Annotated in this window: 21 protein-coding genes; 10 read left to right on the top strand and 11 right to left on the bottom strand. The window is 70.5% G+C overall.

Going from position 1 to position 14,365, the window contains the following annotated elements; translation table 11 throughout:
• The first annotated feature begins 5 nt into the window (after positions 1-5).
• Positions 6-722: an MFS transporter gene (locus tag ACA511_RS38655; RefSeq protein ID WP_375029707.1), complete on the top strand. Its 717-nt coding sequence runs from the start codon at positions 6-8 to the stop codon at positions 720-722.
• Positions 723-804: 82 nt separating this feature from the next.
• Here ACA511_RS38655 and ACA511_RS38650 read toward each other — a convergent pair whose 3' ends face one another.
• The 5 genes from ACA511_RS38650 to ACA511_RS38630 all read right to left on the bottom strand — a co-directional run bounded on the left by ACA511_RS38650 (position 805) and on the right by ACA511_RS38630 (position 3,788).
• Positions 805-2,241 carry a PLP-dependent aminotransferase family protein gene (locus ACA511_RS38650; RefSeq protein ID WP_375029706.1) on the bottom strand — a complete coding sequence of 479 codons (1,437 nt, stop codon included), beginning with the start codon at positions 2,239-2,241 and terminating at the stop codon, positions 805-807.
• A 63-nt stretch (positions 2,242-2,304) separates the two neighbouring features.
• A complete protein-coding gene (locus ACA511_RS38645; RefSeq protein WP_375029705.1) occupies positions 2,305-2,595 on the bottom strand; it encodes a hypothetical protein in 291 nt (96 codons plus the stop codon).
• Between the two features lie 191 nt (positions 2,596-2,786).
• The gene (locus ACA511_RS38640; protein WP_375029704.1) at positions 2,787-3,005 is read right to left on the bottom strand and encodes a hypothetical protein; all 219 of its coding nucleotides are present in this window, start codon (positions 3,003-3,005) and stop codon (positions 2,787-2,789) included.
• 28 nt (positions 3,006-3,033) lie between these two features.
• Positions 3,034-3,411, bottom strand: coding sequence for a hypothetical protein (locus ACA511_RS38635; RefSeq protein ID WP_375029703.1), 378 nt, complete (start codon positions 3,409-3,411; stop codon positions 3,034-3,036).
• Positions 3,390-3,788: an ATP-binding protein gene (locus ACA511_RS38630; RefSeq protein ID WP_375029702.1), complete on the bottom strand. Its 399-nt coding sequence runs from the start codon at positions 3,786-3,788 to the stop codon at positions 3,390-3,392. The genes ACA511_RS38635 and ACA511_RS38630 overlap by 22 nt, the downstream gene beginning before the upstream one ends.
• A gap of 346 nt (positions 3,789-4,134) precedes the next feature.
• Between ACA511_RS38630 and ACA511_RS38625 the strand changes: the two genes are divergently transcribed.
• From ACA511_RS38625 to ACA511_RS38605, 5 genes are all read left to right on the top strand, one after another.
• Positions 4,135-4,794, top strand: coding sequence for a DUF5753 domain-containing protein (locus ACA511_RS38625; RefSeq protein ID WP_375029701.1), 660 nt, complete (start codon positions 4,135-4,137; stop codon positions 4,792-4,794).
• Positions 4,785-4,970 carry a DUF397 domain-containing protein gene (locus ACA511_RS38620; RefSeq protein ID WP_375029700.1) on the top strand — a complete coding sequence of 62 codons (186 nt, stop codon included), beginning with the start codon at positions 4,785-4,787 and terminating at the stop codon, positions 4,968-4,970. The genes ACA511_RS38625 and ACA511_RS38620 overlap by 10 nt, the downstream gene beginning before the upstream one ends.
• 6 nt (positions 4,971-4,976) lie before the next feature.
• A complete protein-coding gene (locus ACA511_RS38615; protein ID WP_375029699.1) occupies positions 4,977-5,162 on the top strand; it encodes a DUF397 domain-containing protein in 186 nt (61 codons plus the stop codon).
• 37 nt (positions 5,163-5,199) lie between these two features.
• Complete coding sequence (locus tag ACA511_RS38610) at positions 5,200-5,385, top strand: DUF397 domain-containing protein (protein ID WP_375029698.1); 186 nt, start codon at positions 5,200-5,202, stop codon at positions 5,383-5,385.
• A gap of 232 nt (positions 5,386-5,617) precedes the next feature.
• Positions 5,618-5,794, top strand: a complete 177-nt coding sequence (locus tag ACA511_RS38605; protein ID WP_375029697.1) for a DUF397 domain-containing protein — start codon at positions 5,618-5,620, stop codon at positions 5,792-5,794.
• A gap of 264 nt (positions 5,795-6,058) precedes the next feature.
• Here the strand turns inward: ACA511_RS38605 and ACA511_RS38600 are convergent, their stop codons facing one another.
• The 3 genes from ACA511_RS38600 to ACA511_RS38590 all read right to left on the bottom strand — a co-directional run bounded on the left by ACA511_RS38600 (position 6,059) and on the right by ACA511_RS38590 (position 9,053).
• The gene (locus tag ACA511_RS38600) at positions 6,059-6,793 is read right to left on the bottom strand and encodes a hypothetical protein (RefSeq protein ID WP_375029696.1); all 735 of its coding nucleotides are present in this window, start codon (positions 6,791-6,793) and stop codon (positions 6,059-6,061) included.
• A gap of 77 nt (positions 6,794-6,870) precedes the next feature.
• Complete coding sequence (locus ACA511_RS38595) at positions 6,871-8,028, bottom strand: FAD-dependent oxidoreductase (RefSeq protein WP_375029695.1); 1,158 nt, start codon at positions 8,026-8,028, stop codon at positions 6,871-6,873.
• 77 nt (positions 8,029-8,105) lie between these two features.
• A complete protein-coding gene (locus ACA511_RS38590) occupies positions 8,106-9,053 on the bottom strand; it encodes a helix-turn-helix transcriptional regulator (RefSeq protein WP_375029694.1) in 948 nt (315 codons plus the stop codon).
• A 97-nt stretch (positions 9,054-9,150) separates the two neighbouring features.
• On the opposite strand from ACA511_RS38590, the gene ACA511_RS38585 reads away from it, so the two are divergent.
• Complete coding sequence (locus tag ACA511_RS38585; RefSeq protein WP_375029693.1) at positions 9,151-9,675, top strand: DinB family protein; 525 nt, start codon at positions 9,151-9,153, stop codon at positions 9,673-9,675.
• A 19-nt stretch (positions 9,676-9,694) separates the two neighbouring features.
• On the opposite strand, the gene ACA511_RS38580 is transcribed toward ACA511_RS38585, so the two are convergent.
• Entirely contained in the window at positions 9,695-10,714 is a 1,020-nt protein-coding gene (locus tag ACA511_RS38580; RefSeq protein WP_375029692.1) for a TerC family protein, read from the bottom strand.
• 116 nt (positions 10,715-10,830) lie between these two features.
• Here ACA511_RS38580 and ACA511_RS38575 point away from each other — a divergent pair, with 116 nt between their 5' ends.
• Positions 10,831-10,980, top strand: a complete 150-nt coding sequence (locus ACA511_RS38575) for a hypothetical protein (RefSeq protein ID WP_375029691.1) — start codon at positions 10,831-10,833, stop codon at positions 10,978-10,980.
• 816 nt (positions 10,981-11,796) lie between these two features.
• On the opposite strand, the gene ACA511_RS38570 is transcribed toward ACA511_RS38575, so the two are convergent.
• Together ACA511_RS38570 and ACA511_RS38565 are read right to left on the bottom strand one after the other, a co-directional pair.
• Positions 11,797-12,159, bottom strand: coding sequence for a DsrE family protein (locus tag ACA511_RS38570; RefSeq protein ID WP_375029690.1), 363 nt, complete (start codon positions 12,157-12,159; stop codon positions 11,797-11,799).
• A 147-nt stretch (positions 12,160-12,306) separates the two neighbouring features.
• Positions 12,307-12,969 (bottom strand): GIDE domain-containing protein, encoded by a 663-nt coding sequence (locus ACA511_RS38565; RefSeq protein ID WP_375029689.1) that lies wholly within the window; start codon positions 12,967-12,969, stop codon positions 12,307-12,309.
• A 144-nt stretch (positions 12,970-13,113) separates the two neighbouring features.
• Here ACA511_RS38565 and ACA511_RS38560 point away from each other — a divergent pair, with 144 nt between their 5' ends.
• Together ACA511_RS38560 and ACA511_RS38555 are read left to right on the top strand one after the other, a co-directional pair.
• Complete coding sequence (locus ACA511_RS38560) at positions 13,114-13,599, top strand: FABP family protein (protein WP_375029688.1); 486 nt, start codon at positions 13,114-13,116, stop codon at positions 13,597-13,599.
• A gap of 344 nt (positions 13,600-13,943) precedes the next feature.
• On the top strand, positions 13,944-14,360 hold the full coding sequence (locus tag ACA511_RS38555) for a Fur family transcriptional regulator (protein ID WP_375029687.1): 417 nt from the start codon (positions 13,944-13,946) through the stop codon (positions 14,358-14,360).
• Positions 14,361-14,365 lie beyond the last annotated feature (5 nt).

The raw sequence follows: 14,365 nt of genomic DNA, 5'->3' as shown, positions 1-14,365 counted from the left end.
CCGTCATGCCCCCCACCGTGCCCGAAGCGCCCCGGCGACGCCGTCCGGGGCCGGCCCTGGCGCTGCTGGCGTTCGCCCAGCTGATCATCTCCGTCGACTACAACATCGTGTACGTGGCCCTGCCCGACATCGGCTCGGGCCTCGGCTTCTCCGCGCAGAGCCTGCAGTGGGTGATCAGCGCGTACGCCGTCGCGTTCGGCGGCTTCCTGCTGCTCGGCGGGCGGGCGGGCGATCTGTTCGGACCGCGGCGGATGTTCACCGCCGGGCTCGTCCTGTACGCCGTCTCCTCGCTGCTCGGCGGCCTGGCCGAGTCGGCCGCCGTGCTGACCGCCGCCGCCGCGGGGCTCGTCCTGCTCGCCGTGTTCGTCGCGGTCGAACGGCGCAGCGCGGACCCGCTGCTGCCGCTGCGCCTGTTCGCCGACCGCGACCTGAGCGTGGGGACGGCCGTCACGTTCGCCTACATGGGCACCTTCGGCACGCTGCTGTACTTCCTGACCGTCTACTTCCAGGGCGTGCACGGCTACGACCCGCTGGCCACCGGGCTGGCCTTCCTGGCGCCGATGCGCGCCGCGACGAGCGACGGGCTGCGCACCGCGGTGCTGATCGCGGCGGCGGGCATCGCGGTGACGGTGCTGGCGGCGCTCGGCCTGCGCAAGCACGGTGCCGGGCAGGCCGCCGAGGCCGACGCGCCGTCCGACGCCCGCCCGGCCGTCCACGTCTGACCGGCACGGACCCGCTGCGCGGTGCCGCCCCATCTCCGGGGCGGCATCGCGTTTCCGGTGCTCCGGGCCCTCCGGCGAGGGCTCAGGTTTCGGCGGGCGGCAGGGCCCGGCACAGCGCGTCGAGCGCCGGACGGTAGCGGTGCTCGGGAGGCGTGGCGTATCCCACGACCAGGCCGTCCCGGTGGGGAAGTGGGCTGCCGGGGTGGCGGAACAGCGCGAGTCCGTCGAGGGCCACTCCCGTCCGTCCGGCCGTTTCGACGGTGGACGCCTCGGTGCCCGGCGGCAGGCGCAGGACGGCGTGCAACCCGGCCGCGATGCCGGTCACCGAGATGTGCGGGGCGCGCTCGGCGAGCGCCGCGACCAGCAGGTTGCGGCGGGCGCGGTAGCGCTGCCGCATGCGGCGGACGTGCCTGTCGTACCGCCCGGACTCGATGAACTCGGCGAGCGCGAGCTGGTCGGTGACGCCCGTCCACGCCTCGCGCAGCCCTTTGGCCGTGAGCACCGCGTCGACCAGGTGCGGCGGCAGGACCAGCCAGCCGAGCCGGATCGCCGGGGACAGGCTCTTGCTGACGGAGCCGATGTAGACGACATGGCCGGGGTCGAGCCCCTGGACGGCGCCCACCGGCTCGCGGTCGTAGCGGAACTCGCCGTCGTAGTCGTCCTCCAGCACCACCCCGTCCCGGCCGCGCGCCCAGTCGACGGCCGCGGCGCGGCGCGTCGAATGCAGGGGGCCGCCGGTCGGGAACTGGTGGGCCGGGGTGAGCAGCACGGCCCGTGCGCCGCGCCGCGCCGAGGTGTCGGGATGCGACGCCAACCGGTCGGTGCGCGCGCCGTCGGCGTCCAGCCCCAGCGGGATCGTGCGGACTCCGGCGTCGGCCAGGATGCCGCGGTGGAAGGGCAGCCCGTACGGTTCGACGGCGAGCGGCCCGGACAGCACACCGCCGTAGAGGAGCCGCAGCGCGTGCGCGAACCCGGCGCACACGACGATCTGGTCCGGTGCGGCGGACACGCCCCGCGCGCGTGCGAGGTACCCGGCGAGCGCGCGGCGCAGTTCCGGACGCCCCCGCGGGTCCCCCGGGGCGAAGGCGTCGTGCGGCGCGGCGGCCATCGCGCGGCGGACGGCCGCGGCCCACGCGGCGCGGGGGAACGAGGTCGCGTCGGGCTGTCCCTGCCGGAGGTCGTGGACGGCGAGGGCGGGGCGTCCCGGGCTTTTCGCCGTTGTCCGCTGCGGCTTGGCCGCGACGCGCTCGGCCACGCGGGTGCCGGAGCCCTGGCGCGCGGTCAGCCAGCCTTCGGCGACCAGCTCGGCGTACGCGTCCGCGACCGTGTTGCGGGCGACCCCCAGGTCGGTGGCGAGCGAGCGGTACGGCGGCAGCCGGGTCCCCGGCGCGAGCCGCCCGCTCCGCACGGCCTCGCGGAGGGCCGCCGCCACCGCCGCGCGGCGAGGCCCCGAGGAGGCGAGTTCGAGGAACAGGTCGGAGCCCGCCTCGCCACCGGAATTGACCTGTGAACCTGGCATCCGATGGCACCCTTCGACCGGTCTATCGGAGGCCCAGGCTAGCCGTCGGCCGTCCGCTCCGCGTTACCGCAGGGCGGCGAGGCCCTTCTGCAGGTCTTCGGGGGACATCACCGGGTTGATCTCGATCTTCGCGCCGAGTTCCTGGAAGAGCGGCTCGGCGATGGTGGGTATCGACGCGGTGTCCTGGAGGTCGAAGACGAGGACGCAGCAACGGCCGCCGTCGCCGGGGCCGAAGTACGCCGCCTCGGGATTGAGCCGGTCCATCAGCGACTTCACGATCTCGGGCAGCCTGCCGTTCTTGATCGCGTCGTTCGAGACCTGGGTGTCCATGACCGCTCTCAGCATGACTCTCATCGCGCTGCTCTCCCCGGGCCTCCGGGCCGGCGCGACCCCCGTCCGCACCTGCGGGAACCCGGTGCCGTCCAGCCCAATGTCCCACCGGCCTCCGCCGGAAACACCCCCGAACGCGTTTCATCTGGACATCGTTACGGAGATTGTTCGGACGAATCACAGCAGGTCAAAGCGCGTTTCTGTAAGCCGGGCCGTCAGGAGAGCGCGGGTGCGGGGGACAGGTGGAGCCCGCTGGTCAGCAGCCGGCTGAGGACGCGGAGGCACCGCCCGGTCGGGCGGTCGCGGTGCGGAGGGCCGCTCGCGGGGGCCCACGTGCCGTCCGGACGGCAGCGGTCGGCGCATGACGCGCGGGCGGGGCAGGGCGGCGTCAGGACGGGCTGGCCATACCAGGGGCGGCTGGTTCGGTGAGTCATCGAGAGCCTCCGGCGGACTGGTCGCGGGTCACCAGGTGGCGGGGAACATGCGGTGTTTGAGGAGTGCGTCGACCTGGTCGGCGGCGTGCTTGGCGTCGCCGCAGGGGGAGAGGTAGCCGCACCGTCCGCGTCCGGCCTCGTAGTAGCTCCAGGTTCCGCCGGGCGTGGCTTGGACGGTGACCGCGATGCGGACGTGGTCGTCCGGGCCGAAGGCGAACACCCACAGCAGCGGCGGTCGTGCGGGGAACTCGTCGGCTTGGTAGAGCTTGACGTACCGGTAGCTCTTGGACGTCAGCGCGACCGCCAGCAGGTCGAGGTTGCGGATGGCCGTGGTCCGGCCCATTCGGGTCCGCCATCGCAGCAGGTGGTGCCGGGCCTGGAGGTTCAGCGGACGCATCGGGCCCATACGATCTTTCCTTCCTCGTTGAGGGGGCGGATACCCCAGTCGTGGACGAGCCGGGCCATCATCAGCAGGCCGCGCCCGCCTTCGGCGTAGTCGTCCTCGGGCTGGACGACGGGGAGTGCGCTGCTCTGGTCCCAGACCTCGATGACGGTGAGCGCCTCGCGCACCTCCGGGAAGATCCGCACGATGATGTGGCCGGTCCCGACGTGCCGGTAGCTGTTGGTCACCAGTTCCGTCACGACGAGCCGCCCCACGAAGTCGTCGGCGTGCCCGAGGTCGCGGAACCGGTCGGTGAGGTAGCGCCGCGCTTTCCCGGGCGCTTCGTCGGACGGTTCCAGGACGAGCGGCGCCGCCTCGGGCGCGAGCGTGCATTCCGGCATCGGTGAACCCCTCCAGCCTGGACGAAGGCTGATCGCAATGGGGCCAATCCGCCAAACCGGAAGAACCCACGGCTATCACCCTGTGTTATCGAATGAACACAATGAGGCCACAGGGCGGCGTAGTATTTCAGGAGAGCTATGAATTAGCCGCATTAAAGTAGCGGCTACTAGCGCACTACTAGCCTTGTGAAGGAGAGCGGCATGCCCCCCACTGGCGGCGCACGGCCCAGAATCGACCCTGAGCTGGTGGGGTTCGGCACCGTGGTCAAGCGCTTCCGAGAATCGGCCGGCGTCAAGCAGGGAGAACGCGGAGCTGGTCAACGTCGCGCGGTCCTACATCAGCCACGTGGAGTGCGGCCGGACGAAGTGCCGTCGGGACTTCGCCGAGCGTCTCGATGGCACGCTCAACGCCGATGGCAAGATCGCCGAGGCGTGGGACGACCTTCTGGAGCAGATCAGGCAGGTCAGGTACCCGACCCACTTCGTGGCCTTCCCGAAGGCCGAGGCGTCGGCCGACCAGTTGCGGGTGTATGAGACGCATCTGGTCTATGGCTTGTTTCAGACGGAGGCGTATGCTCGTGTCCTGTTGGTTGATGATGACGCAGTTGCTACCAGGATGAAGCGGCAGGAGCTCCTGTCCAGGAGGCCGCGCCCCATGATCAGCCTTGTCCTGGAGGAGAGTGTCCTATGTCGGCAGATTGGTTCCAAGGAGATCATGAGGGAGCAGCTCGAATTCTTGACTGAGCTATCCCTGCAAGAAGGAGTCTTTATCCAGATAGCCATTACTGCTCACTATCGGGACGCGCGGGCGTCATTTCACGTCGCCACGCTACCCGACCGCAGTGAAGTCGCTTATGTAATCAAAGCGACAGGAGGTGAGATAACTCGCGACCCATCGGATCTCGCAAGAATCAGCATGGTAATGCATACGCTGAATGCAAAGTCGCTGAACACGGAAGACTCTCGCGCATTTATTCGAAAGGTGATTGAAGAACGATGGAGCTGAGTGGAAAGCTTTGGCGTAAAGCCTCCAAGAGTCATGAGGAGGGCGATGCGTGCGTCGAGATCACAGATAGTCTCGATGTGGTGGCCATGCGGGACAGTAGGGACCCCGATGGGCCCAAGATTGCCATGAGTCGTCACGAGTTCCGGCAGTTCACTGAGGTGCTCAAGCGTCATTGAGGGGCGATGGACTTGAGTGGAGAGATCTGGCGCAAGTCGTCTCGCAGTCATGATGACGGAGACGCCTGCATCGAAATATCATCCAAGGGGGAAACCGTGGCTGTCCGGGACAGCAAGGACCCCGACGGCCCCAATCTCGTCATGGATCGTGCGGAATTTCTGTGCTTTGCTTCAGCCTTGAAGAATCTCTAGCAGGCTTTAGTGGGGCGAGGTGGGAAGGGGCAAGGTTATGGACGTGATGGGCGCGAGGTGGCGCAAGGCTTCGCGTAGCACGGTAGAGAATGACAACTGTGTCGAGGTTGCTGGATTCTCGGACGCCGTGGCATTTCGTGACAGCAAGGACCCCGATGGGCCCAAGCTTGCTGTGAGTCGTCACGAGTTCCGGCAGCTCGCTCAGGCCCTCAAGGCCCTTTGAGAAACAATGGCGCAGATCCTCCAAGCGTCATAAAGAGGGGTGCATGTGTCGAGCTTGCACACTGCGTCGAGTTAGTGGCCGTGCGGGGACAGTAAGGACCCTGATGGCTCCGAACTCGTCATGAATCGTGCCGACTTTCGGTGGTTCGCCGCGCGGCCCTAAAATGTCTCTAGCTGCGCTTTTAGTGGATCGCTGCTTGTGAGACAAGGACGGCCCGAAAGGATGGAGAGTGATGAGCGCAAGATGGCGCAAATCTTCACGCAGTACGGTTCAGAATGACAACTGTGTCGAGGTTGCTGGATTCCCGGACGCCGTGGCGTTTCGTGACAGCAAGGATCCCGATGGGCCCAAGCTTGCTGTGAGTCGTCGTGAGTTCCGGCAGTTTGCTGAGGCACTCAAGGGACGGTGAGGAGCGAGGGACCTGATGGGCCCGCGCTGCGGTGAGTCGTCGTGAGTTCGGGCGGTATGCCCGCGAATTCCTGTCGGACGATTCCGGCGGCGGTACGGCCATGGACCCGGCCGTCATCGCGAAACTGCTGGGCGGCGGTCGGCAAACTCGGCATCACCGACGACGGCGACGGCAACCGCCGCGTCCTCGCCTACCTGACCGGGCTCTGATCCTCCGGCCGTGCCGTTGCCGGACGGGCGGCGGGAGCAGCGGCGGGGCCGCGGGTCAGTTGCGGGCGTAGTTCTCCTGGAAGGTCAGCACCAGCAGCCGCATCCCCGGGCGCCGGGCGGTGCGCCATGGTGCGGCCCAGGGGGTGCCGGTGAACGTCCGGTGGTACTCCAGGAAGGTGAGGCCCTGGGCCCGGATCTGGGCCGCGTCGGCCATGTCCGTTGCGATGCCCCGGTGGATCTGCCGGTGCTCGGACTCGTCGGCCGAGGTGACATGGAGCCGGAGCGTGCGGGGGACGTCGCCGAGGCTCCGGCTGCTGGGCGGTGTCGGCGTGCCCTGCTGGTAGAGCGCCGCGGGCAGCCCGCGGACGGGACGCGGTCGGTCACGTCCGGTGTCCCAGTGATTCTGTGCTCTCGGGCCTTCGGCGGCGGTCCAGCCGCGTCCGGTCAGCACGGAATGCAATGCCGCGGCCCGCGGTACGAATTCGCCGGCGAACGTGTACGCGACGGCGACGCGCAGATGGCATTCCGAGCGGTACGGGTCGTGGATCTTCCAGTTGTCGTGGCCGCGGTTGCAGGTGTCGAGTTCCGCTCTCGCCAGCAGGCGGAACTCGGGGACGCGCCGGGTGATCGCGGCGAGGTCGCGGTCCACCCGCGCACGCGCCGCCTCCCGCGCCTTCGTGACGGTCTTGCCGTCCGGCTTGAGGACGGGTTTCCTGGCGCAGCCCGCCGCCAGGACGGCCACGCCGAGCCCCACGGCGGCGAGGCCGCAGATCTTCGCAACGCTCTCCATACCGTCCAGTATTGGAATTTGCGGCGGCCCGCACATGGGTTCCGCTACTCGGCTCTCCTGAGTAGCGGCGGTGACGGTCAGGCGGCCGGTGCCCGCGGGGCGGCCCGGGTCTGGAGGCGGTTGCTGGTCGCCCGGATGAGGGTGGCGAGGGCGGCCGTCGCCTGGGTCTCGGAGGCCGCCGTCATGGGACGCAGGGCCGGTTCGGATTGCAGCAGGCCGAACGGCCCCTCGGCGACACGGCCGTAGGTGGCGAGGGTCGAGGCGAACCGGGCGCGGCGGCGGCGGAGCGGGCCGTAGTGCGGCAGCCTCTCCTCGCCTTGAGCCAGGAGCCGCAGGAGGAGCGACACGTCCTCAAGCGCCTGGTTGGCCCCTTGCGCCAGGAAGGGCGGCATTCCGTGCACGGCGTCGCCGATCAGCACGCCGCGTCCCCTGCCCCAATGGCGCGGGATGGCGTGCCGGTGGTTCGGGAAGCTCCGCACGTCGTCATCGGTGAGTCCGGCGAGGATGTCGGGGACGGGCCACGCCCAGGCGCCGAACCGGCGGCGCAGGACGTCGAGGGGCTTCTCGTCCGGGCCGCCCGGCGTCCACGGGACGTCGAAGAACCACCACACCACGCCGTCGCCCGCCGGTCCGAACCCCGCCTTGCCCTCCCGGCCCGCGAGCAGCAGCGAGCGCCCGCCGAGGTCCAGCGCGGACCGGGCGAGCCCCTGCACGGTCGCCATGCCGGTCGGCTTCGCGCGGCCGGGGCCGAACAGCGCGGTGCGCACCCGGGACCACATGCCGTCCGCGCCGATCAGGAGGTCCGCGGTGCGGACGGCCCCCGATCCGGTCTCGACGCGCACGGTCCGGCCGCGCTGGACGTAACGCGTGAAGCCCTCGCCGAACCGCACCGTCCCCTCGGGCAGCCCCTGGTAGAGCCGGGTCAGCAGATCGCGCCTCGACACGCAGAGGGCGGGCGCGCCGAGGCGGGCCTCCAGGCGCTCCCCGGGCATGGCCAGGACGCGCCTTCCCCGGGCGCTGATCATCTCGAACGCCGTCAGCCGGGTGCCGAGGCCGGTCAGGTCCACGCCGAGATCGCGCAGCACGGTCGCCCCGTTGGGCCACAGCGTGAGCGCCCCGCCCGCGTCCCGCAGCGCGTCCGCGCGCTCCAGCACCGTGACGCGGTGCCCCGCCGCGAGGAGTCCCCGCGCCGCGGCGAGCCCGCTGATCCCGGCGCCCACGATGAGGATGCGCATCCCGGCCCCTATCTACGACAACATGTAGTACTACAAGTTGTAGAACATTGGGGGACCGTCCACAAGACCCGGAAACGTCAGGCGCGGGCGAAGCGGGCGGCCAGGGTGTGGAGCCGGGCGCGCAGTTCGGGCGGCTCCACGACGTGGAAGTCGGCGGCCACCGCGGCCAGGGCGATGACGGTCCAGTTCAGGTCCTCGGTGGTCAAGCGGACGCGGGAGTGCCCGGCGTCGACCTCCTCGACGGTGCACCAGCGGCCGATCCGTTCGCGGACCGTCGCGGCCGGCGCGTCCACCAGGACCTCGACCCGGTACGGGCGCGGCATCTCCTTCAGGCCGCTGCGGACGAACTCGGCGGCGTCGGCGGCGGGCAGCTCCCGCGGCCGGAACCGGGCGCCGGTGGCGGCGGGGGCGGCCAGCCGGTCGACCCGGAAGCTGCGCCAGTCCTGCCGGTCGAGGTCGTAGGCGACGAGGTACCAGCGGCGGCCGAGCGGGACGAGGCGGTGCGGCTCGACCTGCCGGTCGGTCCGGACGCCGCCGGCGGCGGTGTAGGAGAAGCGCAGCCGCTCCGCGTCCCGGCAGGCGAGCGCGAGCACCGAGAGGGCGGACGGGTCGACGCCCGGCGCGGCGGGCCCGCCCCAGCCGGCGGGGACGGTCACCGCGCGCAGCGCGTCCACCTGGCGGCGCAGCCGGGCCGGCATCACCTGCGCCACCTTGGCCAGGACCCGCAGCGACGCCTCGGCGATGCCCTCGATCTGCGTCGCCGCCTGGAGTCCCACGGCGAGCGCGACGGCCTCCTCGTCGTCGATCACCAGCGGCGGCAGCGCGGCGCCGGCGGCGAGCTGGTAGCCGCCGTCGACGCCGCGCGACGCCTCCACCGGATAGCCCAGCTCGCGCAGGCGGTCGACGTCCCGGCGCAGGGTGCGGACGGAGACGTCGAGCCGCCCGGCCAGCTCCGACCCCGGCCAGTACCGGTGGGTCTGCAACAGGGACAGGAGCCGCAGTGTCCGGGAGCTTGTGTTCGCCATGTTTCCGATTCTCCCCGTAATTCAGGCCAGGAAGTGGCCGCTATGCCTCCTAGCGTGGTTCTTGAACGGGGAAACGGACGAAGGCGGAGGACGGAACATGACGACGACCGAGCAGATCACGGGTGAGCGGGCCGACATCCTGGCGATGCTGGCCAAGCACCGGCACTTCCTGCGCTTCACCACGCGCGACCTCACCGACGAGCAGGCCGGGATGCGGACCACGGTGAGCGAACTGTGCCTGGGCGGCCTCATCAAGCACGTGACCTCGTCCGAGCGGAACTGGGCGGCGTTCATCGTGGAGGGCGCGCCCGCGATGGGCGACTTCACCGCGATGACCGAGGAGGACTGGCAGCAGCGGGTGGACGAGTTCCGCATGCTGCCCGGCGAGACGCTGGACGGCGTCCTCGCCGCCTACGAGGAGGCGGCGCGCCGCACGGACGAGCTCGTCGCGGCCCTGCCCGATCTGGACGCCGTCCAGCCGCTCCCGAAGGCCCCCTGGTTCACCGAGACGCACTGGAGCAACCGCCGCGTGCTCATGCACGTCATGGCCGAGACGGCGCAGCACGCCGGGCACGCCGACATCATCCGCGAGGCCCTGGACGGCGCGAAGACCATGGGCTGACCCGCCGCGCGGGAGGTCGTCAGCGGCGGGCCGGTTCCTCTTCGGGGGGCTTCTTCTCGCGCGGTTTGCGGAGGGAGCCGGCCTTCGCCTTCTCCTCCGGATGGGCGTGCACGCGGACGAGGCTGGCGGCGGTCGTGAAGAGCAGGATGGCCAGGATCACGCCCAGCGAGAGCGTGGTCGGCACCTCCGGAACGGACTCGGCGACGTCCTCGTGCAGGAACTGCAGGATCAGTTTCACGCCGATGAACGCGAGGATGACCGAAAGGCCGATCGAAAGGTAGACGAGCCGTTCCAGCAGCCCCTCGATGAGGAAGTAGAGGGCGCGCAGGCCGAGTAGCGCGAACGCGTTGGCGGAGAAGACGAGGAACGGGTCCTTGGTGACCCCGAACACGGCGGGAATGGAGTCGAGCGCGAACAGGACGTCCGTGCTGCCGATCGCGACGAAGACGATGAGCAGCGGCGTCATGACGCGCTGGCCGTCCTCGTGGGCGAGCATCCGCCCGCCGTGGAAGCTCTGGCTGACCGGCAGGATCTTGCGGGCCCGGCGGACGAGGAAGGTGTCCTCCACGTCGGGTTCCTCGTCGCGGTGCCGGACGAGCTGCACCGCCGTCCAGATCAGGATCAGCCCGAATATCAGGAAGGTGAAGGAGAACAGGCTGATCGCGGCGGCGCCGATCGCGATGAGGACGGCGCGCAGGAGGAGCGCGGCGCCGATGCCGAACAGCAGCGTCTTCTGCTGGTACTCGGCCGGCACCGCGAACCGGCCCATGATGATCACGAAGACGAAGAGGTTGTCGACCGACAGGCTCTTCTCCACGAGCCATCCGGAGAAGTACTCGGTGCCCGCCGTCGGCCCGCCGAACCCCCACACGGCGAGGCCGAACAGGATCGCGACGCCGAGGTAGAACACCGACCAGAAGGTCGCCTCCTTGATGTGCACCGCGTGCGGCCGCCGGACGGCGACGAAGAAGTCGAGGACGAACAGCGCGACGATGAATCCGATCGTCGCGCCCCAGGCCCATAGGGGTACGTCGAGCATCCGGCAGGCTCCTCCTGGACGAGGTGTCCGCTGACCTATATCCGTTCTGCGGGCCTTCTACCGCGCGGAAGGCGGAGCGGGCGCCCGGTAAACCGTAAATGATCTACGCGCGTCCTGTGTACGGGATCCCGCGCTCCGAGGGGTCGCTCTCCATGCTCAACGGCTCCGCGTCGGGCGTGACGGTGTCCGGCGTGAAGGCGTTCGGCACCGCGACCCTCGGGATCCAGAACCGCAGCGCTTGCCTGGGCGGGGTCGTCCTGCCCTGACCCCGGGCGCCGACCCGCGCACCCCTGGCCGTGCACACGGGGCCAGGGGTGCGCTTCCACTCAGGCGCATCTGAGTAGTTGCGCCGATGCGGCCCGATGCGGCGAAAAGCGAAGATATCGGGCATGGACACATCCCGCTGGCGCCCGTTCGCACTCGCCGCCAAGGCCGCCCTAGCGGTCCTGCTGGGCCTCGCCGTCGCCTTCCCCGAATGGGACCGGTTCGCGGACAAGGCGATGGGCGTCCGCGTCGCCGCCTACCCCGCGGCCGTCATGCTCGTCACCCTCGTCTGGGCGCTGCGCCGCAGGAGCGGCCCCTTCCCGTGGGACGTCGACCTCCTCCTGACGCTCCCGTTCGTCGTGGACGTCGCGGGCAACGCCGCCGACCTCTACGACACGCTCTCCTGGTTCGACGACGCCTGCCACTTCGGGAACTGGGCCCTGCTGAGCGCCGCGGCGGGCGTCGCCCTCCGCCGCTGGGGCGGCCTCCGCCCGTGGACGCTGGCGGTCGCCTGCGCCGGGGCGGGCGCCATCGCGGCCATCCTCTGGGAGTTCTTCGAGTACGGCGTCTTCATCCTCGACACCCCCGAAACCGTCACGATCTACCGCGACACGATCGGCGACCTCATGCTCGGCCTCGCGGGCTCCACCGTCGCCGGCCTCCTCGTCGCCTTCCTGGCCCGCCGCGCCGCCCCGGGCCGCGCCGCCGCCGGACCGGCCGCCGCGAAGCGCCCTGCCGCAGACCGCCGGGTGGCGGGACGTCCCGGAGTCATGCGGGGGCTGAGCCTGGACACGACCGTCTACCTGGCGTGGGACGGATCAGTAGACGAGCGCCTGGACGCCGTCCAGGGTGATCTCCTCGACGAAGGTCGGCGCGCCGGCGATGCGGATGCCCGGCAGGACGTCGTCCGGGCCGATGTCGCGGCGGGCGGCGCACTGGGTGCAGAGGGTCACGCGCCCGGCGGAGAGGACGACGGCGAGAAGGTCGTCCAGGGGAGTGGCGTGCGGCAGTGAGAACCCGGCGGCCCTGCCCGGCAGTGCGAACCACGCCGACTCCCCGGTCAGCCACAGCGAGATCGGGACGCCGCTCGCCGCGGCGGCGGCCGCCACCGTGAACGCCTGGTTGCAGCGCTCGGGGGCGTCCGCCCCCGCCGTGACCTTGATCACCAGTGGTCTCGCCATAACCGCACTCTAGCCCGGTCGCCGCACGTAACATCCTGCGGTGTGGGTGGCATGGTGAACGCGGGGATCCTCGTCCTCGCCCTCGGGCTCATGGCGGTCGCCGCCGTCCTCCTCGTGATCCGCCTGGGGCGGCTGAAGTAGGACGGGTCAGTCCCAGTAGAGGTAGTCGATGGCGACGATGGCGCAGCACGCGAGGAAGATGGCCGCGCCGCCGCCGTAGCCGATGCCCATGAACATCACGGCGCGGCGCCGGTACTCGCGGCGCGTCCGCGTGCTGATGGCGTACTGGCCGGTCTCCTTGTCCTTGCCGACGGACCCGCCGGTCGCGGTGCCGAGGACGTAGAGCGGCTGATCGGCCGGCAGGATCCACTCCTCGTACCGGTACTCCGCGACCTCTCCGCTCACGCCGGGAAGCCCCCCGTTCACGGGGCGGCGCTCGTCCATCGTCCGGACGGCCCCGTCGACGGCCGCGGTCGACGGGTCGATGACGACGTGTCCCGTCTCGTCCCGCAGGTAGAAGGGCGCCTTCGACTTCTCGTCGATGAAGACCTGCTTGCCCGACTTCGTGTTGGCCGTCGCCTTGGTCTTGTACCAGGCGCAGGGCCGCCCGGAGAACGGCGCGGGCTGGACGGCGAGGGCCGTCCCGCTGACCTGGCAGGGGACGCCGCTGTGCAGGCCGGCGACGCCGGCGCAGCTCGTCCGGACGGCGCGGTGCAGGTTGCGGAAGCGGAGCCGCCACACCCAGCCGGCGGCCAGCAGCACGGCGGCGATGAGCAGCGGAACGAACATGACCGCGGTGAGCGTCGACACGCTCCAATGATCGAGCCGGCCCGCGCCCCCGGACAGGGACGCCGGTCCCGAGCCGGCGGGGACGCGCACCGGGGACGCCGCACCGCGCGCCGGGACGCCCGCGCGGGACGCGGACGGCGGCGCGCGCCGCTACGCTCGGTGTCCATGGATCCTGAGCCGCACCCGGACCTCGCGCCCCTGACGTTCCTGCTCGGCACCTGGGAGGGCGCCGGCGTCGGCGGCTACCCGACGATCGAGTCGTTCAACTTCGGTCAGGAACTGTCGTTCACGCACAACGGGAAGCCTTTTCTGATCTACACGAGCCGCACCTGGATGATCGAGCCGGACGGCACGCTCGGGCGTCCGCTGGCCGTGGAGACCGGGTACTGGCGGCCGCGTCCCGACCACCAGGTCGAGGTGACGCTGGCCCACCCGACCGGCATCGTGGAGATCTACGTCGGCAACGTCGCGTTCAACCGGGTCGAGCTCCAGAGCGACGTCGTCGCGCGGACGGAGTCGGCCAAGGAGGTCACCGGCGGCCACCGCCTGTACGGGCTGATCGGCGAGGACCTCGGCTGGGCGTACGACATGGCGGCGGTCGGCCAGCCGCTCCAGTCGCACTTGTCGGCGCAGCTCAAGAAGGTGTCCTGACGCGTCGCGGGCAAGGCCCCGGAAAGGTCGATCCCCGGACCTCCCGCCGGGTGGCGGGGCGATGGACAGGACGGGTCCATCGGTCCGGGGACCGGGTAACTGCCTGGTTTTCGCCGGTCACCGTCGCGACCGGCCACCGCCGCCCAGTGGACGGCGGATCCGAGGCGGTACGGCGACTAGCGGACAGTCACCTCGCGAGTCCTACAATCAACCATGTCTTAGGACCACCTCCTTTCGCGCGTATCTCGCACGCTATGTGAGCCCGCGCGGCGAGGCAAACAGGTTTTCCGAGGGCTGAATCCGGTGGGGGACGCGTCCCCGCCGCCGGGACCTAGACTCGGGGCATGGGCGAGTCGTGGCAGGAGGAGCTGCGGGCCAAGGGGTACAGGGTCACCCCTCAGCGCCAGCTGGTCCTCGAAGCGGTCACCAACCTGGAGCACGGGACCCCCGAGGAGATCTGCACCGAGGTGCAGCGCACCGCCCGCGGCGTGAACATCTCCACCGTGTACCGGACGCTCGAACTCCTCGAAGAGCTCGGGCTGGTCAAGCACGCCCATCTCGGGCACGGCCCGCCGAACTACCACATCGCCGCCGAGGCCGAGCACATCCATCTCGTCTGCCGCGGCTGCCACACGGTGGAGGACGTCGACCCGCGCACGGCGGCGGGGCTCGCGGACGTCCTGGCCCGCGATTTCGGCTTCGAGACGGACGTGCACCACCTCACCGTCTACGGGCGGTGCAAGGACTGCCGCGCGACATAGTGTGG

Source organism: Actinomadura sp. GTD37 (assembly GCF_041951365.1).
GTDB lineage: Bacteria > Actinomycetota > Actinomycetes > Streptosporangiales > Streptosporangiaceae > Spirillospora.
The sequence above is the reverse complement of the archived record's forward strand: the minus strand, read 5'-3'. Positions and strand labels throughout refer to the sequence as shown.

Excerpts from the sequence above, each read along its gene's own strand:
- ACA511_RS38650 (WP_375029706.1), bottom strand. The coding sequence starts at position 2,241 with ATGCCAGGTTCACAGGTCAATTCCGGTGGCGAGGCGGGCTCCGACCTG.
- ACA511_RS38560 (WP_375029688.1), top strand. The coding sequence starts at position 13,114 with ATGGATCCTGAGCCGCACCCGGACCTCGCGCCCCTGACGTTCCTGCTC.
- ACA511_RS38640 (WP_375029704.1), bottom strand. The coding sequence starts at position 3,005 with ATGACTCACCGAACCAGCCGCCCCTGGTATGGCCAGCCCGTCCTGACG.
- ACA511_RS38600 (WP_375029696.1), bottom strand. The coding sequence starts at position 6,793 with ATGGAGAGCGTTGCGAAGATCTGCGGCCTCGCCGCCGTGGGGCTCGGC.
- ACA511_RS38590 (WP_375029694.1), bottom strand. The coding sequence starts at position 9,053 with ATGGCGAACACAAGCTCCCGGACACTGCGGCTCCTGTCCCTGTTGCAG.
- ACA511_RS38615 (WP_375029699.1), top strand. The coding sequence starts at position 4,977 with ATGGACTTGAGTGGAGAGATCTGGCGCAAGTCGTCTCGCAGTCATGAT.
- ACA511_RS38620 (WP_375029700.1), top strand. The coding sequence starts at position 4,785 with ATGGAGCTGAGTGGAAAGCTTTGGCGTAAAGCCTCCAAGAGTCATGAG.
- ACA511_RS38585 (WP_375029693.1), top strand. The coding sequence starts at position 9,151 with ATGACGACGACCGAGCAGATCACGGGTGAGCGGGCCGACATCCTGGCG.
- ACA511_RS38610 (WP_375029698.1), top strand. The coding sequence starts at position 5,200 with ATGGACGTGATGGGCGCGAGGTGGCGCAAGGCTTCGCGTAGCACGGTA.
- ACA511_RS38635 (WP_375029703.1), bottom strand. The coding sequence starts at position 3,411 with ATGGGCCCGATGCGTCCGCTGAACCTCCAGGCCCGGCACCACCTGCTG.
- ACA511_RS38595 (WP_375029695.1), bottom strand. The coding sequence starts at position 8,028 with ATGCGCATCCTCATCGTGGGCGCCGGGATCAGCGGGCTCGCCGCGGCG.
- ACA511_RS38645 (WP_375029705.1), bottom strand. The coding sequence starts at position 2,595 with ATGAGAGTCATGCTGAGAGCGGTCATGGACACCCAGGTCTCGAACGAC.
- ACA511_RS38570 (WP_375029690.1), bottom strand. The coding sequence starts at position 12,159 with ATGGCGAGACCACTGGTGATCAAGGTCACGGCGGGGGCGGACGCCCCC.
- ACA511_RS38580 (WP_375029692.1), bottom strand. The coding sequence starts at position 10,714 with ATGCTCGACGTACCCCTATGGGCCTGGGGCGCGACGATCGGATTCATC.
- ACA511_RS38630 (WP_375029702.1), bottom strand. The coding sequence starts at position 3,788 with ATGCCGGAATGCACGCTCGCGCCCGAGGCGGCGCCGCTCGTCCTGGAA.
- ACA511_RS38555 (WP_375029687.1), top strand. The coding sequence starts at position 13,944 with ATGGGCGAGTCGTGGCAGGAGGAGCTGCGGGCCAAGGGGTACAGGGTC.
- ACA511_RS38605 (WP_375029697.1), top strand. The coding sequence starts at position 5,618 with ATGAGCGCAAGATGGCGCAAATCTTCACGCAGTACGGTTCAGAATGAC.
- ACA511_RS38655 (WP_375029707.1), top strand. The coding sequence starts at position 6 with ATGCCCCCCACCGTGCCCGAAGCGCCCCGGCGACGCCGTCCGGGGCCG.